The 25709-nt window shown below is 67.9% G+C and carries 26 protein-coding genes; 17 read left to right on the forward strand and 9 right to left on the reverse strand.

Features of this window, described 5'->3' with window-relative positions; translation table 11 throughout:
• Positions 1-18: 18 nt before the first annotated feature.
• Genes LRA89_RS00100 through eutC form a run of 3 tightly spaced genes read left to right on the forward strand, consistent with a single transcriptional unit; the run spans position 19 to position 3058 of the window.
• A complete protein-coding gene (locus LRA89_RS00100) occupies positions 19-906 on the forward strand; it encodes a proline iminopeptidase-family hydrolase (protein WP_230635436.1) in 888 nt (295 codons plus the stop codon).
• Positions 906-2309 carry an ethanolamine ammonia-lyase subunit EutB gene (locus LRA89_RS00105; RefSeq protein ID WP_230768853.1) on the forward strand — a complete coding sequence of 468 codons (1404 nt, stop codon included), beginning with the start codon at positions 906-908 and terminating at the stop codon, positions 2307-2309. Before LRA89_RS00100 ends, LRA89_RS00105 begins: the two co-directional genes overlap by 1 nt.
• Positions 2306-3058: an ethanolamine ammonia-lyase subunit EutC gene (gene eutC / locus LRA89_RS00110; protein WP_230635438.1), complete on the forward strand. Its 753-nt coding sequence runs from the start codon at positions 2306-2308 to the stop codon at positions 3056-3058. The genes LRA89_RS00105 and eutC overlap by 4 nt, the downstream gene beginning before the upstream one ends.
• A gap of 77 nt (positions 3059-3135) precedes the next feature.
• On the opposite strand, the gene LRA89_RS00115 is transcribed toward eutC, so the two are convergent.
• On the reverse strand, positions 3136-3813 hold the full coding sequence (locus LRA89_RS00115; protein WP_230635440.1) for a FadR/GntR family transcriptional regulator: 678 nt from the start codon (positions 3811-3813) through the stop codon (positions 3136-3138).
• 236 nt (positions 3814-4049) lie between these two features.
• Here LRA89_RS00115 and LRA89_RS00120 point away from each other — a divergent pair, with 236 nt between their 5' ends.
• Positions 4050-4298 (forward strand): helix-turn-helix domain-containing protein, encoded by a 249-nt coding sequence (locus LRA89_RS00120; RefSeq protein WP_055757535.1) that lies wholly within the window; start codon positions 4050-4052, stop codon positions 4296-4298.
• A gap of 53 nt (positions 4299-4351) precedes the next feature.
• On the opposite strand, the gene LRA89_RS00125 is transcribed toward LRA89_RS00120, so the two are convergent.
• From LRA89_RS00125 to LRA89_RS00135, 3 genes are read right to left on the reverse strand one after another with little or no spacing between them, the layout of a single operon-like run.
• Positions 4352-7798 carry a glycosyl hydrolase 2 galactose-binding domain-containing protein gene (locus LRA89_RS00125; protein WP_230635442.1) on the reverse strand — a complete coding sequence of 1149 codons (3447 nt, stop codon included), beginning with the start codon at positions 7796-7798 and terminating at the stop codon, positions 4352-4354.
• Positions 7798-9120 carry a GntP family permease gene (locus LRA89_RS00130; protein WP_230635444.1) on the reverse strand — a complete coding sequence of 441 codons (1323 nt, stop codon included), beginning with the start codon at positions 9118-9120 and terminating at the stop codon, positions 7798-7800. The genes LRA89_RS00125 and LRA89_RS00130 overlap by 1 nt, the downstream gene beginning before the upstream one ends.
• A gap of 45 nt (positions 9121-9165) precedes the next feature.
• On the reverse strand, positions 9166-12081 hold the full coding sequence (locus LRA89_RS00135) for a TonB-dependent receptor domain-containing protein (RefSeq protein WP_230768854.1): 2916 nt from the start codon (positions 12079-12081) through the stop codon (positions 9166-9168).
• Positions 12082-12560: 479 nt separating this feature from the next.
• Here LRA89_RS00135 and LRA89_RS00140 point away from each other — a divergent pair, with 479 nt between their 5' ends.
• From LRA89_RS00140 to LRA89_RS00195, 12 genes are all read left to right on the forward strand, one after another.
• The gene (locus tag LRA89_RS00140) at positions 12561-13007 is read left to right on the forward strand and encodes an Rrf2 family transcriptional regulator (protein ID WP_055757541.1); all 447 of its coding nucleotides are present in this window, start codon (positions 12561-12563) and stop codon (positions 13005-13007) included.
• A gap of 139 nt (positions 13008-13146) precedes the next feature.
• On the forward strand, positions 13147-13791 hold the full coding sequence (locus LRA89_RS00145) for an NADPH-dependent F420 reductase (RefSeq protein ID WP_055758640.1): 645 nt from the start codon (positions 13147-13149) through the stop codon (positions 13789-13791).
• A gap of 83 nt (positions 13792-13874) precedes the next feature.
• On the forward strand, positions 13875-14291 hold the full coding sequence (locus LRA89_RS00150; protein ID WP_230635446.1) for a nuclear transport factor 2 family protein: 417 nt from the start codon (positions 13875-13877) through the stop codon (positions 14289-14291).
• Between the two features lie 130 nt (positions 14292-14421).
• Entirely contained in the window at positions 14422-14988 is a 567-nt protein-coding gene (locus LRA89_RS00155) for a carboxymuconolactone decarboxylase family protein (protein ID WP_230635448.1), read from the forward strand.
• A gap of 4 nt (positions 14989-14992) precedes the next feature.
• Complete coding sequence (locus LRA89_RS00160) at positions 14993-16198, forward strand: DUF3734 domain-containing protein (protein ID WP_230635450.1); 1206 nt, start codon at positions 14993-14995, stop codon at positions 16196-16198.
• Complete coding sequence (locus tag LRA89_RS00165; RefSeq protein WP_230635452.1) at positions 16195-16977, forward strand: 3-hydroxybutyrate dehydrogenase; 783 nt, start codon at positions 16195-16197, stop codon at positions 16975-16977. Before LRA89_RS00160 ends, LRA89_RS00165 begins: the two co-directional genes overlap by 4 nt.
• A 22-nt stretch (positions 16978-16999) precedes the next feature.
• A complete protein-coding gene (locus tag LRA89_RS00170) occupies positions 17000-17488 on the forward strand; it encodes a hypothetical protein (protein ID WP_230635454.1) in 489 nt (162 codons plus the stop codon).
• Positions 17489-17695: 207 nt separating this feature from the next.
• Positions 17696-18310 carry a YceI family protein gene (locus tag LRA89_RS00175; RefSeq protein WP_230635456.1) on the forward strand — a complete coding sequence of 205 codons (615 nt, stop codon included), beginning with the start codon at positions 17696-17698 and terminating at the stop codon, positions 18308-18310.
• 65 nt (positions 18311-18375) lie between these two features.
• Positions 18376-18951: a cytochrome b gene (locus LRA89_RS00180; protein WP_230635457.1), complete on the forward strand. Its 576-nt coding sequence runs from the start codon at positions 18376-18378 to the stop codon at positions 18949-18951.
• Between the two features lie 13 nt (positions 18952-18964).
• Positions 18965-19525 (forward strand): YceI family protein, encoded by a 561-nt coding sequence (locus LRA89_RS00185; protein ID WP_230635459.1) that lies wholly within the window; start codon positions 18965-18967, stop codon positions 19523-19525.
• Between the two features lie 10 nt (positions 19526-19535).
• Positions 19536-20285 carry an SDR family oxidoreductase gene (locus LRA89_RS00190; RefSeq protein WP_230635460.1) on the forward strand — a complete coding sequence of 250 codons (750 nt, stop codon included), beginning with the start codon at positions 19536-19538 and terminating at the stop codon, positions 20283-20285.
• Between the two features lie 24 nt (positions 20286-20309).
• Positions 20310-20921 (forward strand): NAD(P)-dependent oxidoreductase, encoded by a 612-nt coding sequence (locus tag LRA89_RS00195; protein ID WP_230635461.1) that lies wholly within the window; start codon positions 20310-20312, stop codon positions 20919-20921.
• Between the two features lie 54 nt (positions 20922-20975).
• On the opposite strand, the gene LRA89_RS00200 is transcribed toward LRA89_RS00195, so the two are convergent.
• Genes LRA89_RS00200 through LRA89_RS00210 form a run of 3 tightly spaced genes read right to left on the reverse strand, consistent with a single transcriptional unit; the run spans position 20976 to position 22851 of the window.
• Entirely contained in the window at positions 20976-21374 is a 399-nt protein-coding gene (locus tag LRA89_RS00200; RefSeq protein ID WP_230635463.1) for a nuclear transport factor 2 family protein, read from the reverse strand.
• Positions 21375-21377: 3 nt separating this feature from the next.
• Positions 21378-22193, reverse strand: coding sequence for an MBL fold metallo-hydrolase (locus LRA89_RS00205; protein ID WP_230635465.1), 816 nt, complete (start codon positions 22191-22193; stop codon positions 21378-21380).
• A gap of 31 nt (positions 22194-22224) precedes the next feature.
• Positions 22225-22851, reverse strand: coding sequence for a DsbA family protein (locus LRA89_RS00210; RefSeq protein WP_082467277.1), 627 nt, complete (start codon positions 22849-22851; stop codon positions 22225-22227).
• A 77-nt stretch (positions 22852-22928) separates the two neighbouring features.
• Here LRA89_RS00210 and LRA89_RS00215 point away from each other — a divergent pair, with 77 nt between their 5' ends.
• A complete protein-coding gene (locus tag LRA89_RS00215) occupies positions 22929-23855 on the forward strand; it encodes a LysR family transcriptional regulator (RefSeq protein WP_230635466.1) in 927 nt (308 codons plus the stop codon).
• A gap of 21 nt (positions 23856-23876) precedes the next feature.
• Here the strand turns inward: LRA89_RS00215 and LRA89_RS00220 are convergent, their stop codons facing one another.
• Complete coding sequence (locus LRA89_RS00220; RefSeq protein ID WP_230635468.1) at positions 23877-24614, reverse strand: SDR family NAD(P)-dependent oxidoreductase; 738 nt, start codon at positions 24612-24614, stop codon at positions 23877-23879.
• 62 nt (positions 24615-24676) lie between these two features.
• Positions 24677-25702 carry an Atu2307/SP_0267 family LLM class monooxygenase gene (locus tag LRA89_RS00225; RefSeq protein ID WP_230635470.1) on the reverse strand — a complete coding sequence of 342 codons (1026 nt, stop codon included), beginning with the start codon at positions 25700-25702 and terminating at the stop codon, positions 24677-24679.
• Between the last annotated feature and the right edge of the window lie 7 nt (positions 25703-25709).

Genomic DNA, 25709 nt, shown 5'->3' on the forward strand with positions numbered 1-25709 from the left:
TCGCCGGAGTCTCCGCCGATGACCTTCGAGCCTGTTATCGTCGACATTCCCCTGTCGGACGGCCACCGCGTTACCGGCTATAGCTACGGCGAGGGGGCCGAAACGGTGATGCTCGCCAATGGCGGCCCCGGCCTGCCCGGCCTGTATCTGCGCGCGCCGCACGCCCGGCTGGTGGCGGCGGGATTTCGCGTCGTCACCTGGGACCAACTGGGGTGCGGCGCATCCGACCGCCCGACCGATCCCGCGCTGTGGACGCTGGCACGCTATGTCGCGGAGGCGGAGGAGGTTCGCGCGGCGTTCGGCGTCGAGAGGGTCCATTTCCTCGGCCATAGCTGGGGGACATGGCTCGGCACCGAATATGCCCTGACCCATCCCGACCGGATCGCCAGCCTGATCCTGGCCAACGGGGCGTGCGACATCCCGCATCTGGTGGCCGAACTCAAGCGGCTGAAGCTGGGGCTGGGCACCGAAACGGTGACGATGATGGCCGCGCACGAAGCGGCGGGGACGATGGACCATCCCGAATATCAGGCGGCGATGACCATCCTGAACTATCGCCATGTCTGCCGGTTGAAGACATGGCCCGAACCGCTCGTCACCGCGCTCGCCGACTGGAACACCGGCCCCTATCACACGATGCAGGGGCCGAACGAGTTCACCTTCACCGGCAACATGACCGACTGGAACCGGATACCGGCGATGGGCGCCATCGCCGCCCCCGCGCTGGTGCTGACCGGGGTGCATGACGAACTGACCCCGGCGTGTTCGGAACGGATGCATCGCGCGCTGCCCGATTCGCGCATCCATGTGTTTCCCAACAGCTCGCACATGCCCTTCTATGAGGAACCCGAGGCGTATTTCGCGGTGCTGATCGATTTCCTGACGTCGGTGGCGCGCGCGCGGTGATGCTGGCGGTGGACCTTGGCGGCACGCGCTATCGATTCGATGGTCTGGCCGCGTTGCTGGCCGCCGCCTCTCCCCATCGCTCGGGCGACGTACTGGCCGGCGTCGCCGCGCGCGACGCCACCGAACGGGTCGCGGCGCGGCATGTGCTGGCCGACCTGCCGCTCACCGCGTTCCTGACCGATGCGGTGGTGCCGTACGAGGTCGATGAGGTCACGCGGCTGATCGTCGACCGGCACGATGCCGCCGCGTTCGCGCCGGTCGCGCATCTGAGCGTCGGCGGGTTTCGCGATTGGCTGCTGGCCGACGAAACCGATGGCGCGACGATCGCCGCCGTCGCGGCCGGGATCACCCCCGAAATGGCGGCGGCGGTGTCGAAACTGTGCCGCAATCAGGATCTGATCGCGATCGCCGCGAAGATCCGCGTCGTCACCCGGTTCCGCAATACCATGGGACAGTCGGGCACGCTGGGCGTGCGGTTGCAGCCCAACCACCCGACCGACGACCCCGCCGGCATCGCGGCGGCGATGCTCGACGGGCTGTTGATGGGCTGTGGCGATGCGATGATCGGCATCAATCCGGCGCGCGACGATCCGGCGGCGATGATCGAGCTGCTGCACCTGATCGACGGCGTGCGCGACCGCTATGCGATCCCGACCCAAAGCTGCGTGCTGGCGCACATCACCACCGGCATCGCCGCCATCGAACGCGGCGCGCCGGTCGACCTGCTGTTCCAGTCGATCGCCGGATCGCAGGCGGCGAACACCGGGTTCGGCATCACCCTTGCCCTGCTCGCCGAAGGGCTGGATGCCGCGCGCGCGCTGAACCGGGGCACGATCGGTTCGCAGGTGATGTATTTCGAGACGGGGCAGGGATCGGCGCTGTCGGCCGAGGCGCATCACGGCGTCGATCAACAGACGATGGAGGCCCGCGCCTATGCCGTCGCCCGCGCGTTCGACCCGTTTCTGGTCAACAGCGTGGTGGGCTTCATCGGGCCGGAATATCTCTACGACGGCAAGCAGATCGTCCGCGCCGGGCTGGAGGATCATTTCTGCGGCAAGCTGCTGGGCCTGCCGATGGGGGTGGACATCTGCTACACCAACCATGCCGAGGCGGATCAGGACGACATGGACATGTTGTTGACGCTGCTGGGTGTCGCCGGCGTCAATTTCGTGATGGGCGTGCCCGGATCGGACGATGTCATGCTGAACTATCAATCGACTAGCTTTCACGACGCGCTCTATGCCCGCCATCTGCTGGGGCAGGGGCCGGCCCCCGAATTCGCCGGGTGGCTGCGGTCGATGGGGTTGGTCGATGCGGCGGGCGCGCCGGTCTGCGCCACGCTGGCCGATGGCGCGGCGCGGCTGCCGCTGCTGTCCGATCCCGATCGCGCGGGCCGACCGTGAGCGACGATGCCGCCCGTGATCCGGTCGCGCATGGCCCCCGGTCGACGCAGGCGCGGATCGGCCTTGGTCGCGCCGGACGCGGGATGCCGACGGCGGCGATGCTGGCGTTCCAGCTCGATCATGCCCGCGCGAGGGACGCGGTCCACACCCCGCTCGACGTCGCCGCCGTCACCGCCGCGCTCGGTGGATCGGCGGTGGTGGTGGACAGCGGCGCGGCCGATCGTGCCGCCTATCTGACCCGCCCCGATCTGGGGCGCTGCCTCGCCCCGGCGTCGGCGGCCGCGTTGGCGGCGCAGCGGCAGGGGGGATGCGATCTGGCGATCGTGCTCGCCGACGGGCTGTCGGCCGCGGCGCTGCACGCGCATGGCGCGGCGGTGGCGACGCTGGTCATGGCCGCGCTGGCCGACTGGCGGATCGCCGTGCCGGTGATTGCCCGACAGGGGCGGGTGGCGCTGGGCGATGCGATCGGCGCGGCGCTGGACGCGGCGATGGTCCTCGTTCTGATCGGCGAGCGGCCGGGCCTCAGCTCGCCCGACAGCCTCGGTGCCTATCTCACCTGGGCACCAATGGTCGGCCGGCGCGACAGCGAACGCAATTGCGTGTCGAACATCCGCCCGCCGCACGGCCTGTCCCATGCCGACGCCCGCGACACGATCGTCTGGCTGCTGCGCGAGGCGCGGCGGCGTGGCGGGAGCGGCGTGGCCCTGAAGGATCTGCGCCAGTCGGGTCTGGTGACCGGCGACGGGTGACGTCCGCTGGTGCCGCCGCCGTGGTCCGGCGGCGGCGGCACCAGCGTCAGCCCGCGCTATCGACAAGGTATTTTATGTCATGGCATCAATCGCTTGCGCCCTTGGCTCAGATGCCAGCGCATGGCGAGCGCGGCGTCGTCGGGGTCCTGCGCCCGGATCGCCTCGACGATCGCCTCATGCTCGGCCATCATCGCCTCGATCGCGCGGGGCGGGCGCGTGCGGGAGATGTCGACACCGGCCTTCAGAATGCGCGACACGTCGTCGTACAGATGGTCGAACACCGACAGGAAAGCGGTATTGCCCGTCGCCTCGATGATGGCGCGGTGCAACTGCCAGTCCTCGTCATGCGCCGGGCCGTCGGACAGCAGCGCCGCACGCAGCGCGCGCAACCGTTCTTCCAGAATGACCATCGATTCGTCCGACCGCCGCTGCGCCGCAAGGCGTGCCGCCTCGGCTTCGAGCACCAGGCGCACTTCGTACGTGCCGAGCGTCGCCGCCAGCCCGGCCAGCGGGATGTGCGCGCCCAGCCGGGGCGACGGCCGCCGCTTGACATAGGAACCGGCCCCGCGCCGCGACAGGGTGATGCCGTCCGACCCGAGCCGTACCAGCGCCTCGCGCACGATCGGCCGCGACATGCCGAACTGCTCGCCCAGCTGGTTTTCGGACGGCAACCGGTCGCCGACCTGAAGGTCGCTGTCGATGATGATCCCGACGATCGCGGCATAGGCGCGATCGGTAAGCCGGCTGTCGCTCATGGTACGGAATGCCGCAATCGGACACCGTGAAATCTGTCTGACCAAAATCGCGACATGGCCGCCTGAATCCCTCTTGATTGGTCAAGACAACTGGCAGTATACCGAAATCTGTCAGACAGACGGTCACTGGTTGCCCGGATTGGCATGACAGGATCGATGGGGGCGGCACCGGATGCCGTCACACCATCGGCAGTTTTCGGAGGAGGAGAGACGCCGTGCCGGTACGTCCGAACCATATGGCCGCCATCGCGAAAAAATACCGCGTCACGCCCGCTCCGCCGCTGACGCCGCGGCAGGTCAGGATCATGCAGGGCGTGCATTCGGGCCTCCTCAACAAGCAGATCGCCTATGATCTGGGTATCGCCGAATCAACCGTCAAAGCGCATATGACGCAACTGATGCGCCGGCTTCAGGTCAGCAACCGCGCGCAGGTCGCGCAGGCGGCACGGGCGATCGCCGCGTCCCCCGCGCGCCTGTACGACTGAACGCCCATCGTCGTCGCGATACCCCTGTCGGGCGAACCCATGGGCGACGCCGATCACGGCACGTCGGCGGGCGCGAGGTTCCAGCCGCGCAGGCGCACCCGTGCCGGGCCGCGCGCTGCGGAATATCGAACGCTCACCTGCCGCGTCTCGCCGGGCAGCAGCGACACATAATTGTCGGTGAAATAGGCCGGCAGTATCTGTTGTCCGGCGGTATCGAACAGGGTCAGCTTGGTCTGCAGCACCGGAACCCGGCCGGTGTTGGCCAGATCGATCGTGATGCTGCGTTCGTCCCCCGCCATCCCCGGCGTCGCCCGTGCCGTGACCATGCCCGCCGGCATCGCGACGAGCGCGCGCAGCGCGGCGGGGCTGGCGGCATCCCAATAGAAATTGTCGGACAGCCGCGTTCCATCGGTGCGTTCCGCCTCCAGCCGGACAAGGACCGGCGCCGCGCCGGCCGCCGCCGGATCGAGGAGGAACGCATCGACGATGCCGTTGGCGGGCACGTCGATCCGTCGCTCCTTCACCGACCATTCCCGATTGTCGAGGCCAACGATCCGCGCGCGCACCAGAACCCCGGTCAGCGGTGTGCGGGTCGTATTGACCATCACGACCCGGCGGTCGGGCAGGTTCATCTGCACATGGACCGGCTCCGCACCCTTTCTGGTGCCGTAGAACGAGCCATGCGTGTCATAGTCGGAGGAATAAATCTGGAAGTCGGTCGACGGCCACGCCGGGTGCGACATCCACAGCATCCGCGCGCTGTTGGTCTTCCACAGGCCGGCGTTCATCCCCTCGAAGATCGCGCGGTGCGATTCATAGTTCAGCATCTGCGCCTTGCGCTCGAAATCGGCGAGATCGGTGGCGGGGCCGAAACGGGTCGCCATCGCGTCCATGAAGCTGGTCACGGCGACGGCACGCTCCTGATGCCAGTCGTGATAGGCCCAGGTGTCGTTGATCGGCCACCGGTCCGCAGCGGGCACCGCCCGCTGCCATGCCTCCAGCGTGGGAAAGCTGTAGGTGCCGACCTCCACCGCGAAACCCCTGGCGAAATCGGTGAAATACCCGGCGGGCTCGCGCCAGTTGTACGGGCCGGACCCGGCGAAATTGATGATCCGCGAATTGCCCTTGTACATGCGGGTGCCGTCCTCGGCCCACACCATGTCCTGCAACGCGGTCTGCAGGATCGGTTGCGGCACGCCTTCGTTGCGGCCGATCCACATCACGATCGAGGGGTGGTTGCGGAACCGCCGCACCGTGTCGCGCGCATTGGCGAGGAACAGCGGCACGTCCTCCGCCTCGGCGTTGTTGTCCTGCGTCGATTCCCAGAAATCGTTCAGGATCATGATGCCGTAGCGATCGGCAAGGTCGTAGAAGCTGGCTTCGGTGCTCTGCCCCATCCAGTTGCGGATGATGTTCATTCCCGCATCGCGGTGCAGCCGGAAATAGGGGTCCAGCCGGTCGTGCCCGACCCGTTTGAGCATGTCGTCCATGCCCCAGTTGCCGCCGCGCCCGGCGATGCGGACACCGTTGACCCGCAGCGCGAGGTGCGGCGACAGGCCCTCGTCGCCGGTGATGGTCCGTACCGCCGGCGATCGTTCGGCACCGGGGAACAGCGAATTGGCCCAGCCGCCGGGCACCTTGCGCAGCCCGGCATGGCGTTCGTCGATGACCGGCGTACCCAGGTGGCGGGCACGGGCGAGGTCGACCTCGATCCGGCGCAGATCGCCGTGGCTGTCGAGCGACGACAGTTCGTACGTTACCTGCCGCATCCCAAAGCGCACCCGCGCCTCGTCCGACAGGCCGTTCGGACCGGTAATGCCCAGATGCAGGTCGTGCAGCGTCGGATCGCCATAGCCGTTCGGCCACCACAGCCGCGGATTGGCGACGCGAAGCGCGGGGTGGCTCGCGGGCGTCAGCGCGACCGTCACCGTCGCCGCCGGGGGAACGCGCACCGCCCGGGTCACGGTGACGTCGTCGAACGTGGCGCGGATGGTCGTGTCGAGCGGCACCGGCCCGTGGTTCGTGATCGGCACGGTGATCGCGACATCGGCGACGCTGGTGTCGCCGTTCGGCAGCGTCGTCACGACCTGCGGATCACCCAGCGTCAGGGTGCCGGTGGCGACCAGTTCAACACCCTGCCACAATCCGGTGTTGCGGTCGCGGACGGCCGGAATCCAGTCCCAGCCTTCGGATGCGGTGAAGGTCGGCCCGTCGATCATCATCGCGCCGCCGTTCTCGCCGCGACCGGCGGTCATCGACTGTTCGTGCGGGATGCCCGGATGCGGCGGCGGCGAGACGCGCACCGCGACGGCGTTGCTGCGTCCCGGCACCAGCATGTCGGTCACGTCGAACGCGCCGCGGATGAAGGCGCCCTTGATCGTCCCGGCCGCCGTGCCGTTGACCCAAATCTCGGCGGCATAGTTGATGCCGTCGAAGCGCAGCGTCAGCCGCTTGCCCGCCAGATCGGCGGGCGGCACGAATTCGGTGCGATACCAATAATCCTGCCGCGCGAGGCGTTCGGGGATCGCCATGTTGTTCAGCCCGATGCCCGGATCGGGATAGACGCCGCGATCGACCAGCGTGGTGAGCGCGGTGCCCGGCACGGTCGCGACGTGCCAGCGCGCGGCGTCGAAACCGGGGGTCGACAGCGCGGGGCCACCGGCGGCGACCGTGGGTCCTTCGGCCATGCGCCATCCGTTGACGGTAAATCGCCCGCCGCCCGCCGGGACGAGCGCGGCGGCGGATGGAACGGGGATCGCCCGTGGCGGCGAAAAGGGCGCGTTGCCCTTGGGAAGCGTCCACGCGCGTTGCGGCACCGCCTCGCCATATTGGTTGCGCACGGTCAGCGGCCAAGTGGGGCTGGCATCCTCGAACCGGATCAGCGCCTCGTCTGGAACGGCACGCGCCGCCGTGGCGATTTCGGCGGGAGTTGGCGCCTGCGGTGCGAAGGTCAGCGCGGCGACATGGCCGGTGAAGAACGGCAGGCCGGGCAGGCGCGGCCCGATCGTGACGAGCGCGGGTGCCGGCTCGATCGCCGCCCGCCCGGCCGCGACCTCGCGACCGTCGAGCAGCAGGCGGATGCGATCGCCGTCGCCGATGGCGATCAGGTGATGCCAGCGACCGGCGGCCAGCACCGGCCCGCCCCGGACGAGCGTGTCGCCGACCAGCAGCGCGGCCCGCCCGTCGACCAGCGCCAGCGCACGCGAGCGCGGCCCGGCGGCAGGGCCGACACCGCCGACGATCGCGCGACCGGCGGCGATACGCGCGGGCCTGATCCATGCGCTCAGCGTCCATTGCGGGCTGGCGGGCAGCGTCTCGCCCTCGGCATAGCCCTGCGCCGGGCGGGCGATCGTATCGGCCCCGGCAATGAACACCGCGTCATAGGGTCCGATCACGTCCATCTTCGGCCGGGCGAGGCGCGGCGAGGGCCAGTCGACCTGTTGCGCCGCCGCCGTCCCCGCCAGCAGCGACAGCAGGATCGCGCTCCCCATCGTCTTCATCACGCAATCCCCCTGAGCGCCATGTCGAGCAGCAGGACGAACACGAGGCCAAAGACGCCGACCAGCGTTTCCATCAGCGACCACGACCGGAACGTGTCGCGCAGCGACAGCCCGAAATATTCCTTGAACATCCAGAAACCCGAATCATTGACGTGGCTGCACATCAGGCTGCCCGCGCCGATCGCCAGCACCATCAGATTGGGATCGGTCCCCGCCGCTGTCGCCAGCGGATGGACGAGGCTGGCGGCGGTCAGCCCGGCGACCGTCGCCGATCCCAGCGCGATGCGGATGATGCAGGCGACCAGCCAGCCGGTGACGAGCGGCGGCACCGGCAGGCCCGACAGGCCACCGGTCAGCGCGACATCGGCCCCGCTGGCGATCAATACCTGTTTCAAGGCGCCCGCGCCTGCGATGATGAGCAGGATCGGCGCGATGTCGCGGATCGCGACGACGAATCCTTCCATGCCCTGCGCAAGCGATATTCCCCGGGCCGATCGCAGCGCGAGCAGCGCGACGACGATCGAGAGCAGCAGCACGACGAGCGGACTGCCGGTGAAGGTGACGACGGCATGCGCTCCGGGGGGCAGCGACAGATGGGCCAGCCCGGTCGCGCCGGCAATAAGTACCACCGGCAGCAGCGCGCAGGCGATGCTGCGCCCGGCACCGGGCAGCGGCAGGTCGTCGCCCGCCGGTGTCGCGAACAGCGGGGCCGGCACCGCGCGGATATGTCGCAGCGTCCGCGCGAACAGCGGCCCGGCGATGGCGAGCGTCGGAACGCCGACGATCAGGCCGTAGATAAGCGTCAGCCCTATATCGGCCCCGAACAGCGGCACCAGCGCGGCGGGCGAGGGGTGCGGCGGCAGGAAGCCGTGCGCGATCGACATGCCCGCCAGCAGCGGAATGCCGACATAGACCGCGGGCAACCCCGTCCGCCGCACGACCGAGAAGATCAGCGGCACCATCAGGACGAAGCCGACGTTGTAGAACAACGGGATGCCGACGACGAACCCGGTCGCCGCCATCGCCAGCGGCAACCGTTTTTCGCCGAGCAATGCGACCAGCGTTTCGGCGATCCGCTGCGCCGCGCCGCTGTCGGCGACCAGCTTGCCGAACACCGCGCCCAGCACCACGATCGCCGCGAGCGGCCCCAGCATGTCGCCGATGCCCTTCTCGATCGTCGCCGGGATCGCCGCCAGGGGTATGCCAAGCAGGATCGCGGCGACCAGCGCGGTGACGATGAACGCCACGAACGGGGGGATGCGCACCGCCACCACCAGCACCACCAGCAGGGCGATGACCGCCGCGATCGTCAGCAGCGTCATGTCGTCGGTCCGTTCATCATGGCATCCCCCGCGGTCCGTTCCGCATCAGAAGCCATAGCGCAACCCGGCGCGGAAGGTACGGCCAAGGACGTCGTACAGCAGCGGATTGAAGCCATAGGTGACGTTGGTCTGCGGCGACGGTTCGGGCGACCGGTTCAGCAGGTTGTCGATCTTGAAATAGGCGGTGAACCGGCTGGTCACATTGTACGACCCGCCCGCATCGAGATAGAAGGCGCCGGCCATGTGGTTGGTGTCGATCGTCGGATGATTGGCCGTCGGCAGCGGGCAGTTCGACCGGCATTCGACGAATTCGTTGCTGTACACGCCGTCGCTGAACCAGCGTTCGGTGAGCGACAGGCTGAACTGGTCGGTATCCCAGCTTTGCACGCCAAGGATCTTCCAGTCGGGGATCGATCCCTGGTTCACGCCCGCCAGTTCGGTCGAGATCGTGCCGGGAATGCCCGATGTGCTGCGATAATGGATCACATGCGTCGCCAGCGCGCGCAGCGTGAAGGTGCCGGGCAGGCCGATGCCGCCGAGCGGCCGGCGATAGCTCGCCTCCATATCGAAGCCGTTGGTATAGATCGATGCGAGGTTGAACGCCTGCACGTTGACGAAATTGCCGTTCGGCTGGTTGCTGTCGAGGAAGATCGAGTTGCAGAACTGCTGGATCCTGCTGACCAGGCACAGGTCGACCTGCTGCTGCCCGGCGAAGGCGGAGACGACGTTCTTCACCTTGATGCTGTAATAATCGATCGAGGCGTTGAAGCCGGGCAGCCAGTTGCTGCCCGACACGACGATGCCGCCGGTGGTGTTGCGGCCGACTTCGGGACGCAGGCCGGGGTTGCCGAGGTTGGTCTGCGTCACCGTCACCGTGCGGCCGCCGGCGACGCGCGGATCGTTGACGACGTTGTTGGTGATCGCGGGGGCGGCGAACAGCTCCGACAGGTTGGGCGCGCGCACGTCGCGCGAGGTGACGGCGCGCAGCCGCACGCCCTCGACCGGCGTCTCCCACGTGCCGCCCACCTTCCAGCTCGCGATCCAGCCCGACGTGCTGTAATGCGTCTCGCGGATCGCGGCGTTCAGGTTCGCCCGGCCCAGATCGTCCGAATCGAGCACCGGCACATCGACTTCGGCGAACCCTTCATGCACGTCGTACTTGCCGCCGCCCGAATGATAGTTGCCGGCATACCAGTTGTTGCCCGACACGGTGTTCATCAGCGGATCGGCCGGATAGTCGGCGCTGTTGGGCGATTCGGGATAGATGCCGTTGCCATAGGGGTCCGAGCGGACCTTGTACCATTCGCGACGATATTCGTAGCCGAACGCCAGCGAGATCGGGCCGGCCCAGGTCGATGCGGGCTGGCCGTTGATGCTGGCGCTGGCGGCGTGCTGGCTCGACCAGGTGTGCTGGAACGGCCCGACCTTGGGGATGATGTAATCGAGCGCGGCCTGGCTGTTGGTTACGTTGCCGATGACGTTGAACGGTACGCAACCCGACGCGCGCGCCGCCGCGCTGGCGCACACGATCGAGCCGTCGGCCGCGCGGACGGCCTGGATCGCGGCGTTGAAACGCGGGTTCAGCGAGATGTTGGAGACGTGCAGATCGGTGTAGTTGTGGCCATATTCGTAATAGGCGTCATAGCTCCACCGGGTGCCGAGCGCGGGAAACTTGCCGGTCGCGCCGATCACGCCGCGCAGATTGGTCCGCTTGGGCTTGACCGAGATGAAATCGGGGAAGTTGGCGAGGCTGGTGCCGAACTGGAAACTGGTGATGTTGTTCGTGACGCAGGCTGCCTGGATCGATGCGGGCACGAACGGATTGGAACACTGGATCGTCAGATTGGCGTTCTTGGCCGCACCAGCGTTCGGCGAATTTTCCGAACGGACCTGCGCGGCGTTGAACGTGGCATAGATCTCGTTGTCCGCCGCGACGTCGTAGCCGATCCGGGTATAGCCGACGAGGCGTTCCAGCTTCGACGCCAGCGTCGTACCCGCGCCGACCACGCCGCTGGTGTCGCCGCCCACGCAGAACGGCGTGATGCAGTTGGTCACGGCACCGGTGCCGGTCGGCGTGCCGTTCGATCCGTACTGGAACGCGAACGGCGCGCCGTTGAGGCCGAACGCGGTGCCCTGCAACGGACCCGAGGTAATCAGGCCGTATTTGGCATATTGGAACTGCTGCGCGTTCTGGATGACCGAAATCTGGGGCTGGCCGGCGGGCGTGCCCGCGATGCTGCGGACCTGAAACGCGGGCGATACATACCAGTCGCGGCCGTTGGCGCCGGTGATGCCGAAGCCGGGATTGGGCACCCCGCCCTCGCGGCCATATTCGCCGCTGACGACGACATGCAGCCGGTCTTCGAGGAAGCTGCCGCCCCATGCCGCCTGCGCGGTGACGCTGGCATCGTCGCCATAGGTGGTGACGCCGCCTTCGAGATTGGCCTTGAACCCGGTGAACCGCTTGTCGGTGACGAAATTGATGACGCCGCCGATCGCGTCCGATCCGTAGGAAGCGGATGCACCACCGTTCACCACGTCCACCCGCTGGACCAGCAGTTGCGGGAACTGGCTGACGTCGGGCACGCCGGTGACGTTGGCGCCGACGAAGCGCTGGCCGTCGAGCAGCGTCAGCGTGCGGATCGCGCCCAGGCCGCGCAGCGAGAACGAGCTCAGCCCCTGCGTCCCGCTCGACGTGGTGGCCACGCCGACCGCGCGGCCGGTGCTGCCCATCAGCGACGGCAACTGGGTAATGGCGTTGAAGATATTGGGCTGGGCCGAACGGGCAATATCGGCCTCGCCGATCACCTGCGTCGGGGTCGGCGCGGTGAAGCCGCTCGCGGTGATGCGCGATCCGGTGACGACAATATCGGCGGCGGGGGTGTCGGCGTCGGTCTGGTCGGTCGCCGGCTGGTCCACGGCCGGCGGCGCGACCGTCTGCGCATGGGCGACCCCGGCCATCAACAGGGTGATCGCCAGCGCGGTGCCGCTCACCGTCTGCCTCAATCCGTGAACGGACCGCGTTTGTTTCGCCTTGTCGAGCACAGTATCCCCCCGTGAATATATGTCGTTGGACGCGACGAGGGCATGGCGGAAGCGGCCGCGGACCTGTTGCCCATCGGCCTTGCGCTCCATCCGTCGACACCCTCGGCCGTCGACTGTGCTCCCAGTGTTGATCCCGGGCATGGACCTTGTCGACGGCCTTATGGTCGATGTTCGACCTCGGGCGGTTAAGGCACTGAACGATATGGCGTATCTGGATGAAACGGCGTTGCACGCGCCCGATTCGCCCCGGTCTGGAATGGTCCGGCACCGGCGGCGGAAGGGTTTCTGGTCCGGTTGCAACCGGAACCGCGACGACGGGAGCCCCGATCGCAAAAAAGCCGTTGACGACCCGGATTATATGTCATAGTGACGGTGACACACAGAGGGTTCAGCCTATGCCAACCAGCAGTCGTTTCGTCGTCGCCGTCCATGTTCTCGCCGCGCTTGCGGTGGGCGATGATGCGCCGATGCGGTCGGAAGATCTGGCGCATTCCGCCAATACCGGCGCGGTCGTGATCCGGGGCCTGCTGTCGCGACTGGGACAGGCCGGGTTGACGTCCTCGCAAATGGGATCGGGCGGCGGCGCGTTGCTGGCCAAGCCAGCAGCACAGATCCGGCTTCTGGATGTGTACCGCGCTGTCGAGGATACGGAATTGTTCACGTTCCATCGCCTGCCGCCGCTTGCCGGCTGTTCGGTCGGCGGGAATATCCAGGAGGCGCTGCGCCCCACGCTCGACAAGGCGCGCCAGGCGATGGAGGACGTGTTGGCCGAAGTGACGATCGAACAGGTCGCCGCCGAGGTCGCACGGCTCGGCAAGTTCACCATTCCGCTGCGGTGGTGACATCGGTTTTTGCCTGATATGTCATAGTATCAGTGACATATCGACATAATGTGCGTGCCGGCACCGGCACGCTGACGGGCCGGTGCCGGGGCATCGTTCCGTCATTCCATGCAACCCCGGTGACAAGAAGGATTTCATCATGACCATCGGTATCATCGGTTCGGGCGCTCTGGGTTCCAACGTCGCGCGCGCCCTTGCCAACAAGGGGCAGTCGGCGATCATCGCGAACAAGCGCGGCCCGGAATCGCTCCGGGATCTCGTCGCCGACCTCGGCGGCACGATCACCGCCGGCACGGTCGCCGAGGCCGCCGCCGCCGACATCGTCGTGCTGGCGATGCCGTGGGTCGCGCTGGAGGACGTGCTGGCCGGTCTGCCCGACTGGAACAACCGCATCGTCATCGACGGCACCAATCCCGTCCTGTTCCTCGATCCGGCGTCGCCCGAGGCGAACGATCCGGGCAATCCGCTGGCCGCCTATGGCATCAAGGCGGTCGACATCGGTGATCGCCATTCGAGCGCGATCGTCGCCGATCTGGTGCCCGGTGCGCGGCTGGTAAAGGCGTTCAACCATCTCGACGTCAACGTCCTGCCGCATCCCGAAGCCGCCGGCGGCCAGCGCGTGCTGTTCTATTCGGGCGACGATGCGGACGCCAAGGCGCAGGTCCGCGCGATCCTAGAGGCGACCGGTTTCCTGCCGGTCGATCTGGGGACGCTCGATGTCGGCGGCCCGCTCGCCTCGCTGCCGTTCGGGCCGCTTGCCACGCACAACTTCGTCCGCATCTGACCGGCCTTGCCCGTCGTCATCGCGTCGTCGCAGCGCGGCGGCATGACGATGGGCGCCCCCCGTACCCCGCAAGGATAGTCCCCATGACCACGACCGCCGCCCAACTGCTTCGCAAGAGCCTCGACACCTTCCTCGCCCACGACATGAAGGGCTGGTCCGACCTGTGCGCCGACGACGTCGTCGCCGAATTCCCGTTCGCGCCCGACGGTTCGCCTGCGCGGATCGAGGGCAAGGCGGCGCTGTATGAATATCTGCGCGGCTATCCCGACGCGATCGACATCAAATCGCTGCCGACGCTCAAGATCTACACCACCGACGATCCCGACGTCGCGATCGCCGAATGGAGCGCCTCGGGCAAGGTTCTGTCGAACGGCAATCCGTACGAGATGCGCTATGCGACCTTCGTCACGTTCCGCGATGGACGGATCGTCAGCTATCGGGAATATTGGAATCCGCAGGCGTTCATGACGGCGATGAGCGGCGCCAGCTTCGGCGGCTGATCGCGACAGCACCGGCGGCGGCGCGATGCGTCGTCGCCGGTGCCGATGATGACCGAAGCTTCACGCCCGGGTCACGCTGCGCCAACGCGGCATCGGCGATGGTCGGGGTGTTTGTGAAAGGATCCGTTTCATGCGACTTCCCCTGATCCCGCCGAGCGACCTGACGTCCGAACAGCGGCCGCTCTATGACGATATGCGAAAGGGGATTGCCGGCAACTTCAATGCTTTCCTGGTCGAACGCGACGACGGGGCGTTGATGGGTCCGTGGAATCCCTGGCTTCACGAACCGCGGATCGGCAAGGCGATCTGGGACCTGACGCTGGCGATGACCGCCGAGGCCAGCCTGCCCGACAATGTCCGGCAGGTCGCCATTCTCGTCGTCGGGGCGCGCTTCGATGCCGCGTACGAAATCTATGCGCATATCGCGGTCGCGGAGCGCGACGGCATGACGCTCGAACGGCTCGCCACGCTGGTCGCCGGCGTGAAGCCGACCGACTTCGCGCCCGACGAAAGCATCGCGTATGATTTCGCCTATGCGCTCGTCCGTGGCGGCGTCCTGCCCGAACCGCTCTACCGCCTGGCGGTGCAGACCTTCGGCCAGCATGGCACCAGCGAGCTGATCTATCTCGTCGGGTTGTACAGCCTCGTCTCGACGACGCTCAACGGCTTCAATGTCCCGGTGCCCGAACGTGAGTAGGGGTATGCGGCACGGGACGCGCGCGCCGGCCGCCACCGCCTGCGCCACGGCGACGCCGTTCCCGAGCATCGCGCTGCTGTTGCAGGGGGGCGGTGCGCTCGGTGCCTATCAGGCCGGCGTCTATCAGGCGTTGTCGGAACACGGGATCGAACCGACCTGGGTCGCGGGCATCTCGATCGGCGCGATCAACAGCGCGATCATCGCCGGCAACGCCCGCGAACACCGGATCGATCGATTGCGCGCCTTCTGGGAAGGGGTGTCGGGCGGGTCGAGCGGCTGGGCGGACTGGATGCCGCATCTGGTCCATGACCATCATGTTCGCGGCTGGGTGAACCAGATCGCGGCGGGCGGAACGGTGATGAACGGCGTGCCCGGCTTCTTCGCGCCGCGCTTTCCCCCGCCGCCGTTTCAGACCGCCGGCACCGCTGGCGCGACCAGTTGGTACGATACCAGCGCCCTGCGTTCGACGCTGGAGCGGCTGATCGATTTCGACCGGATCAATTCGCGCGACATGCGCTTCAGCGTCGGCGCGGTGAACGTCCGCACCGCCAACTTCGCCTATTTCGACAATGCCACCGACACGATCCGCGCCGACCATGTCATGGCGTCGGGCGCGCTGCCGCCGGGGTTTCCGGCGGTGGAGATCGACGGCGAGCAATATTGGGACGGCGGCATGGTGTCCAACACGCCGCTCGACTGGGTGCTGTCCGCGCCCTCCGATCTCGACACGCTGATCTTTCAGGTCGACCTATGGAGCGCGGCGGGTCTCGTGCCGCGCGATCTCGCCTCGGTCGCGGTGCGGATGAAGGAAATCCAGTTTTCCAGTCGCACGCGGGCCGCGACCGACACGTTCCGCGAGCTGCAGACCTATCGCGCGGCGTTCAACACGCTGTTCAACCATCTGCCGGACGCGCTGAAGAACAGTCCCGAGGCGCAGTTGCTGGCTGGGGCATCGGACCCGGCCGCGTACAGCATCGTCCAGCTCGTCTATCGTTCACCCACGTACGAGGGTGATTCGAAGGATTATGAATTCTCGCGCCAGACGATGGAGGATCATTGGCGCACCGGATACGAGAATGCGCTGACGACGCTCGCGCATCCCGAAATATTCGTGCCGCCGACCGAGCCGCCCGGCGTCGCGGTCCATGATTTCCTGACCCCCCGGGGCGGGGCGCAGCCCCGTTCCGCAACAGCGAAAGATCCGACATGACTCTTCAGGACAAGGTCGCCGTCATCACTGGCGCCGCCAGCGGCATCGGCAAGGATATTGCCAAGCGCTTCCTCGAGGCGGGCGCGAAGGTCGCGATCGCCGACCTGAACATCGACGCGGCAAATGCCACCGCGCTGGAGTTCGATCCCGATGGCACCCGTGCGATGGGCGTCGCGATGAACGTCACCGACGAAGCGCAGGTCGACGCCGGTATCGAGGCGGTCGCCGCCCGGTTCGGTGGAATCGACGTGCTGGTGTCGAACGCGGGTATCCAGATCGTCGCGCCGATCGACCAGTTCGCCTTCGCCGACTGGAAGAAGCTGCTTGCCATCCACCTCGACGGTGCTTTCCTGACGACGCGCGCCTGTCTGCGCCACATGTATGCGCAGGGGCGCGGCGGCAGCATCCTCTACATGGGGTCGGTCCATTCGAAGGAGGCATCGAAGCTGAAAGGCCCCTATGTGACCGCCAAGCACGGGCTGATCGGACTGGCCAAGGTCGTCGCCAAAGAGGGTGCCGAACATGGTGTCCGCGCCAACGTCATCTGCCCCGGCTTCGTCCGCACCCCGCTGGTGGAAAAGCAGATTCCGGAACAGGCCAGGGCACTGGGCATCAGCGAGGACGCGGTGATCCGCGACGTGATGCTGAAGGAAACGGTCGATGGCGAGTTCACGACCGTCGACGATGTCGCGGAAACGGCGGTATTCCTCGCCGGTTTCCCGACGAACGCGCTGACCGGCCAGTCGATCGTGGTCAGCCACGGATGGTTCATGCAGTGATGCGCACGCCGGTCGCGACGCGATGACCCCGTATCTGCCACTCCTCAGCGTCACGGTCGGCGCGATCCTCGCTACCACCGGCGGGTTCATTTCCGGCCGGTTGGCAGCAAAGGTCGAGCAACGTCGCCGCGCGCGGTTCGCGGCGACGATCGGGCGCGAGGTGCTCGCCTCGCTGCAGCATGTCGTCGTCCTGCTCAACGACGTCCATGATCGGGGCGATCCGTTCGGGCGGCTGACGATGCGCCTGATCCGGTCCGCGCGCCGCGAGGTCGAATTATACGAGCGCAACCGGGAGGCGATGTTCGAGGTCGGCGACGACGAGCTTCGGTTCCAACTGCACGATCTGATGACCCGGCTGGCGATCACGCTCGATTTCCTCATCGATGAAAGCCAGGACAAGGAAAGCGAGGTGGCCCGTCACGCCGTCGCGATGGCCGAGGCGTTCGACGTCTTCCAGCGACATTGCGCTGACATAGCGCCGATGATCGGGCGTTTGCAGCGCCATATCTGACGGGTGCCGTTCACCCGGCGCCGCATGGCCTCGGTCATCGGCTGGCCCGTCCCCGAACACGCCGGCACCGGCGGATGCCGACACCATTCGATTATATCGAACCTATCGGTCGAAACTAATCGGGTGGTCGGGACGCAGCCGAACGATCATTTGAGGCGCAGCAACGGTTCCGCGATCGGACGGCGGGCCGGATGAAGGGGAATAGCCATGAAGCATGTCATCACCGCAGCGCTGTCGATGGTTGCGCTCGCCGCCGCGTCGGCTACCATCGCGCAGACCGCGCCTGCCGCCGCCCCCGCCACGGTGAAGGCGGGCACCTACACCGTCGAAACCTATCACACGCTGGTCCGGTTCGGTGTGAACCACTTCGGCATCAACGAATTCTTCGGCACCTTCCCCGGTGCGACGGGCACGCTGACGATCGATCCGAAGAACCTCGCGACCACGAAGCTCGACGTGACCGTGCCGGTGGCGACGGTATCGACCACCAACGCGACGCTCGACAAGGAACTGGTGAGCGCCGACTGGCTCGACGCGGCGAAATTTCCGACCATGCGCTTCGTGTCGACCGGGGTGACGCGGACCGGCCCTGCGACCGCCAACGTCGCGGGCAAGTTGACGCTGCACGGCGTGACCAGGCCGGTCGTGCTGAAGGCGACGTTCAACGCCGCGGCCACCAACCCGATGAGCAAGGCCTATACGCTGGGTTTCAAGGCAACCGGCGTCATCAAGCGCACCGAGTTCGGCGTCAGCAAATACGCTCCCCTCGTCAGTGACGAGACGACGTTGACGGTCAGCGCCGCGTTCGAACTGAAATCCTGATTTCCCGTTCAACCCCACCCCGTCCGGCGCGGCCGGTCGGGGTGGGCCAGCTCGAAAGCCTCGCCATGCGCACCCGCTACTCCATCGTCGCCATCCTGCTTCACTGGGTGATCGCCGTGCTGATCCTCGCCAATCTGCTGCTCGGCTGGCAGATGGGGTATCTGACCGGCATGGACCAGTTCGCGATGTTCCAACTGCACAAGTCGATCGGCATCACCGTGCTGGTGCTCAGCGTCGTGCGGCTGGCGTGGCGGCTGCTCAACCCGCCGCCGCCGTCGGTCGCACCGATGAAGCCGTGGGAGCACCGGGTCGCGAGTGCCACCCACTGGTTTTTCTATACGCTGATGATCGGCATGCCGCTGACCGGGTGGGCGATGGTGTCGGTCAGCCCGTACAACATCCCGACCCTGTTGTGGAAAACTATCCCGTGGCCGCATATCGGCTTCCTCCATGCGATGGACGCCGCCGGCAAGGCGCGGGTCGAGGCGGTCGGCGGCAATATCCACCTGTACCTCGCGCTGGGCGGCGCGGCGCTGATCGCGCTGCACGTCGCCGCCGCGCTCAAGCATCAGTTCATCGCGCGCGACGGGGTCCTTGGCCGGATGGTGCCGGGCCTGCGCAGCACGCCCCATTCGCTCTGAAGGAGTCCTTCCCATGCGTTACCTTCCCCTTGCCGCCATCGCCCTGATCGCCGCCCCGGCGGTCGCCGCGCCCGCCCCGTCGTGGACGATCGACAAGACCCGATCGCAGGTCGGCTTCGTCGCCAGCATGGGCGGGCAGGCGATCAACGGCAGCTTCAAACGCTTCGACGCGCGGATCGCGTTCGATCCCGCCAACCTGCCCGGATCGAGCGTGACCGCGGTGATCGACACCGCGTCGGCCACCACCGGCGACGCCTCGCGCGATCAATCGCTGCCGACCCCCGACTGGTTCAACGTCAAGGCGTTCCCGCGCGCGACCTTCGCATCGAAGGCGTTCAAGAACCTCGGCGGCAACCGCTACCAGGCGGCGGGCACGCTGACGATCCGCGGCGTCGCGCGGCCGGTGGTGCTGCCGTTCCAGCTCGTCATCGCCGGCAATGTCGCGCAGATGCGGGGCACCCTGACGATCGACCGGCGGTGGTTCGGCGTCGGGCAGGGACAGTTCGCCAGCCCGGATTCGGTCGCGGCGAACGTGAAGATCAACATCGCGATCCATGCCCGCAAGGCAGGGTAAGGACCTGGTCATGAAGCAGAGCGGCAACACCATCCTCATCACCGGCGGGGGATCGGGCATCGGCGCGGCGCTGGCGCATCGGTTCCACGACCGTGGCGACACCGTCATCATCGCCGGGCGACGACAGGCCGCGCTCGACGACGCGGCGGCAGGGCGCGGGAATATCCACACGATGACGCTCGATGCGGACGATCCCGCCGCGATCGCGACGTTCGCGCGGGACCTGACCGCGCGCTTCCCCGCGCTGAACGTCCTTATCAACAATGCCGGCATCATGCGTGTCGAGCCGCTCGACACCGCGCGCGACCTGACCGATGCGGCGGCGACGATCGCCACCAACCTGCTCGGCCCGATCCGCATGACCGACGCGCTGATCGACCATCTGGTCGCGCGCGGCGACGGGGTGGTGGTCAACGTCACCTCGGGGCTGGCGTTCGTGCCGCTGGTGACGACGCCGACCTATTCGGCGACCAAGGCGGCGATGCACTCCTATACCGTATCGCTGCGCCATGCGCTGGCGGGGAAGGTCGAGGTGATCGAACTGGCGCCGCCCGCGGTGCAGACCGAACTCACCCCCGGCCAGTCGACCCGCGAAGGCTATCAGCCGCTCGACGACTTCGCCGACGAGGTGCTGGCGCTGTTCGCGCAGGACCCGACCCCGGCCGAGATCCTCGTCCAGCGCGTCCACCCCCTGCGCTTCGCCGAGCGCGACGACCGGTTCGCGGCGACGCTGGAGCGGCTGAACGGCGCGGCGCACTGATTTTCAACCACAAGGACTGACATCATGACGAAGGTCGCACTCATCGGCGCATCGGGACAGGCCGGCTCGCGCATCCTGCAGGAATTGTCCGACCGCGGGCATCACGTCACCGCGATCGCGCGCCACCCGGACAAGATCGCGGCGCTGCCGAACGTCACCGCGCAGCGCGGCGACGTGGCCGATGGCGGCGCGCTGGCGGCGCTGTTGCGTGGGCATGACGCGGTGGTCAGCTCGGTGCATTTCTCCGTCACCGATCCCGCCGCGCTGATCGGCGCGGTCCGCGCGTCGGGGGTGCAGCGCTATCTGGTGGTCGGCGGCGCCGGCAGCCTGGAGGTCGCGCCCGGCGTCCGCCTGATCGACTCGCCCGACTTCCCCGAGGCGTACAGGGCGGAGGCGAGCGCGGGCGCGGCCTTCCTCGACCTGCTGCGCGGCGAGACGGAGCTGGAGTGGACGTTCCTGTCCCCCTCCGCGATGTTCGTCGCGGGCGAGCGGACCGGCGTGTTCCGGCTGGGCAAGGACACGCTGCTTACGAACGACGGGGGTTCGAGCATCTCGTTCGAGGATTACGCCATCGCGCTGGTCGACGAGATCGAACGCCCCGCGCATGTCCGGCAGCGCTTTACGGTCGGGTATTGAACGGGCGGCCGATACGACCGGCGACCGGCGGCATCGCGGCCGCCGGTCCGCCCCTCAGCGATCCGGCGACAGCGCCGCCATCACCGTCGCGCTGTCGACATATTGCTCCATCGTCACGATCCTGCCGCCCTCCAGCCGATAGAGGTGCGCGAAGGTCGCGGTCATCGCCTTGCCGGTGGCGCGGTACGTCCCCGAATAGACGCCGAACGCCGCAACGCGATCGCCATCCTCCAGATAGGTGTGGACCTCGGCCTTGTACCCCTCCCACTCGGTGCCGAGCCGGTGGAACACGCCCGCAACGATCGCGTCGTAGCCGACATAGGTGCCGGCATAGGGGAACCCCGCCGCCTCGGTCCAGGTCGCGTGCGGCGCCAGCGCGGCCTTCAGGTTCGCGCCGTTCTGCTCGGATGAGCCTTCATAGGTGGCGCGGATGATGTCCTTGTTGCTCGCCATGGTTCAGCCCCACGCCATTTCGCCGGTCGCGACCTTCGCGCCGACCTGTAACGCCACGCCCATTCCGGCATCGGGATAGCGCGCGGTCATCGCCGCGATCAGCGCCGCGCTGTCGGGCTGCTTGGCCAGTTCCTCCTCGAACGCGCGCAGGTAATCGCGGGTATAGGTCAGCGCGGCCGCCCCGGTCGGCGCGTCGGGGGTCATGTGCCCCGGCACCACGACCGCGGGATCCCGCGCCAGCATCGCGTCGAGCTGCGCGATCCATGCGGCGCGCCCCGCCGCGCTGTTGGTGTCGGCGGTCCAGACATGGACGCCCGAGAACACCAGCACCCCGCCGACGATCGCCGCCAGCGACGGCACCCACAAATAACGGCGGTTGGCGAGGCCGTCGGCGGCGACGATCTCGACCCGCTCGCCATCGACGGTCAGCACGGTGTCGGCGAACGGCGTCGGCATGACCACGTCGTCCAGCGTCTTCGGCCCGTTGTCGCCGAGCTGCGGCCCCCAGGTCGCGAGCTTCTTCTCGACGTTCGCCTCGATCGCGGCGATCGTCTCGGGCGCGGCCAGCACGCGCGCGTCGGGGAACGCCGCCGTGATCGGCGCCAGGCTGAAGTAATAATCGGGGTCGCTCTGGCTGATATAGATGGTGGTCAGCGTCCGCCCCGTCGCGGCGATCGCCTCGGCCAGTGCGCGTCCGTCGGGCAGGGTGAAGCCGCCATCGACCAGCACCGCCTCGGTCGCGCCCCACAGCAGCACCGGGGCGCGGAAGAAGCCGTGCTCGCCGGCGGGGAAGGATTGCCAATGGAGGGTGTCGGTCATGGTCTGTCTCCGGTGAGGATGTGAAAGCGGATCAGGCGGCGAGAAGCGACAACGGGTCGCGGTACAGAAGGTTCGTGTCGATCGGGGTCAGCGTGTCGCCGTCGATCCGCAACAGCGCGGGGACGCCGCGCAGGCCGTGCGTGCGCAGGATCGACCCGGCACGCTCCAGCCGCTGGCGGGTGGCGGCGCGCAGGTCTGGCGCGTCCGCGACCAGTGCGACCGCCGCCGGCTCCAGCCCGGCGGCGCGCAGCAGGTCCGCCAGCACGCCGGTGTCGGCAATATCCCGCCCATCGCGATAGCGCGCGCGCTGGATCAGGTCGAGCAGCGCCAGTTCGCGGTCGGGCGCGGTGCGCGCGACCGCGGTCAGCGCCAGCGTCGCGGGGCCACTGTCGAGCCGCACGTCGTCGCCGCCGGTGATGCGCGCGCGATAGGCGTCGCCGAACGTCGCGCCGGTGGCGGCGCCGATCGCACGGTCGCTGGTCAGGATGTGGGTCGCCATGCCCCGGTCGAGCGTCCGTGCGCCCGCACCGGCGAACAGGCCGGTGGGCAGCGGCTCGACCGCCGCGCCGGGCTGCGCGGCCAGCGTCGCGATGGCATCCGACGCGCCGTAGCACCAGCCGCACATCGGGTCGAAGAGGTAAAGGAAACGGGTCGTCATGTGACGGTTCTCCATGCTGGTGGAGATATGCGCGCAACCGATTGCCGGCGCTAGATCGACAATATACCCCATGTCGTATGCCTACAGCATACAATCCCCGTGTCGTCGCCGGCCACGGTATCAACAACCTGAAACGCCTCGCCTATTTCGCCGAGGTGGTCGAAACCGGGTCGTTCACCGCTGCGGCCGCGCGGCTGGGAATCACCAAGGCGGTGGTCAGCAGCCAGGTCGCCCGGCTGGAACAGGCGTTCGAAACCACGCTGCTGGTCCGCACGACCCGCAGCGTCCGGCCGACCGAGGAAGGGCGGATCTTCTACGAACGCTGCGCCCGGATCCTGTCGGAAGCGCAGGCGGCGTTCGACGGGCTGGCGGCGGGGGACGGCGCGCCGACCGGGTTGTTGCGGCTGACCGCGCCGCTCGATTACGGCGTCGCGATGGTGGTGCCGGCGATCGCCGTATTCCGCGAACGCTTCCCGGCCTGTACCGTCGATCTGGTGCTGAGCGATGCGACGCTCGATCCGGTCGGCAGCGACATCGAACTCGCGATCCGGGTCGGCTGGCTGACCGACAGCGCGCTTCGCGCGCGGCGGATCGGGACGTTCGGGCAGGTGCTGGTCGCCAGCCCGGACCATGGGGTCGCGCCGGACGCGACGCCCGCGGACGTCGCCGCGCTGCCGTTCGTCGCCAACGGCAACCTCGGTGATCCGCTCGGCTGGACGTTCCGGTCGGATAGTGGCGCGGCGCAGGCGGTACGCTTCGCGACGACGCTGGCGATCAGCGCGACGATCGGCGTGCTGCAGGCGGCGTGCGACGGGGCCGGGCTCGCGATCCTGCCCGATTTCGCGGTGGCGGACGATCTGGCGAGCGGGCGGCTGGTGCGGCTGCTGCCCGGCTGGCAGCTCGATCGCGGCGGCGTCCATGCGGTGATGCCGGGGACGCGCTTCCGCCCCGCGCGCGTCACCGCCTTCCTCGACATCCTCGCGGAGCGCGAACGGCGGCGCTGACGCCGGCCGGGCGGCAAGGGCTCAGGAAATCTTGTACTGCCCGCCATCGACCGGAAGCGCCTGTCCGGTGATGAAGGCGGCATCGTCGCTGGTCAGGAAGCAAACCGATCCCGCGATGTCGGACGGCTCGGCGAAGCGCTTGATGGCCTGATGCTGCCAGGTCTGGCGTTTGGCTTCCTCGGGCATGTCCTGCGTCAACCGGGTGTTCGTGATCGCTGGCAGGATCGCGTTCACGGTGATGCCCGAATCGGCGACGTCGTTGGCCAGCCCGCGCACGAAGCCGATTACCCCCATCTTGGACGCCATGTAATGGCTCATGCCCGTGATCGCGAGGCCGATCGAGTTGGACGATATGTTGACGAAACGGCCCCAGCCGTTCGAGCGCATCTGTGGCACGAACTGCTTCGCGCTGAAGAAATGGGAGTCGAGATTGATGCGGAACATCCGCTGCCACGTCGCATAGTCGAGATCGTCGATCGCCTTGGGCGCGCCGATGCCCGCGTTGTTGACGACGATGTCGGTCCGGCCGAACCTGGCACGGACCTGCTGGTCGATGCGTTCCCAGTCCGCTGGCGACGACACGTCTGCGGTGGCGATCAGCGTTTCGCTGCTGATTAGCGCGGCGGTTTCGTGCGCCGCTTCCCTATCCAGCAGGACGAGCCTGGCGCCGCGCTCGGCGAGCTGGATGGCGATCGCCTGGCCGATGCCGCGCGCGGCACCGGTGACGATGGCGACGCGACCTTCGTGGCTTGGTTTCATCATCCTGTTCCTTCAAGGCGAGGGGCGATCGTTCGGAACGGTCGAAGCGATCGGAAAACGCGCTAACCGTGCAGCCGTGGTCGCACCGCCTGCCCGAGCAGCTCGATCGAGCGCAGCATCGCCGGCTGGTCGCGCGCGGCCGAACTCATCTGGAACGTCACCCGGTCGATGCCGCCCAGATCGCGGTCGGCCTGTTGCAACTGAGCGACCACCGTGTCGGGGCTGCCGATCAGGAAGGCACCGCGCGGCCCGGTCATCTGGTCGTATTGCGCGCGGGTCGCCGGCGGCCAGCCGCGCTCCGCGCCGACCTTGGTGAACATATATTGCCAGCCGGGGAAGAAGGCGTCGCGCGCCGCGCCATCGCTGTCGGCGACGAAGCCCAATGCGTGGACCCCGACCTTCAGCGTCTCCGGCGCGTGCCCCGCCGCCCCCCCGGCGCGGCGATACAGGTCGACCAGCGGGCGGAAGCGCGCGATCTCCCCGCCGATGATCGCGATCATCAACGGCAGGCCGAGCGTGCCGGCGCGCACGAACGACTGCGGCGTGCCGCCGACGCCCAGCCAGACCGGCAGCACCGGCTGCTGCGGGCGCGGATAGATGCCCTGTCCGCCGAGCGACGCACGGAATTTGCCCGACCAGTGGATGCCGGCGCGCTCGCGGACCCTGAGCAGCAGGTCGAGCTTCTCGGCGAACAGGGCATCGTAATCGTTCAGGTCGAACCCAAACAGCGGATAGGCCTCGACCGACGATCCGCGCCCGACCACCATTTCGGCCCGGCCGCGCGAGATCAGGTCGAGCGTCGCGAACTCCTGGAACACGCGCACCGGATCGGCGGCGCTCAGCACGGTGACCGCGCTGGTCAGCCGGATCGTCTGCGTCCGCGCCGCCGCGGCGGCGAGGATCACTGCGGTCGCGCTGTCGAGATAGTCGGCGCGGTGGTGTTCGCCGACGCCGAACACGTCCAGCCCGGCGCGATCCGCCGCGACGATCTCATCGAGCAGGAACGCCATGCGGTCCGCGTCCGAGATCGGCGGCTCCTCCCCCAGCGCGGCGGAGGTGGCGGCGAAACTGTCGATGCCGATTTCCATGATGTGT

The sequence above is a fragment of the Sphingomonas sp. Leaf4 genome, assembly GCF_920939515.1.
Taxonomy (GTDB): domain Bacteria; phylum Pseudomonadota; class Alphaproteobacteria; order Sphingomonadales; family Sphingomonadaceae; genus Sphingomonas.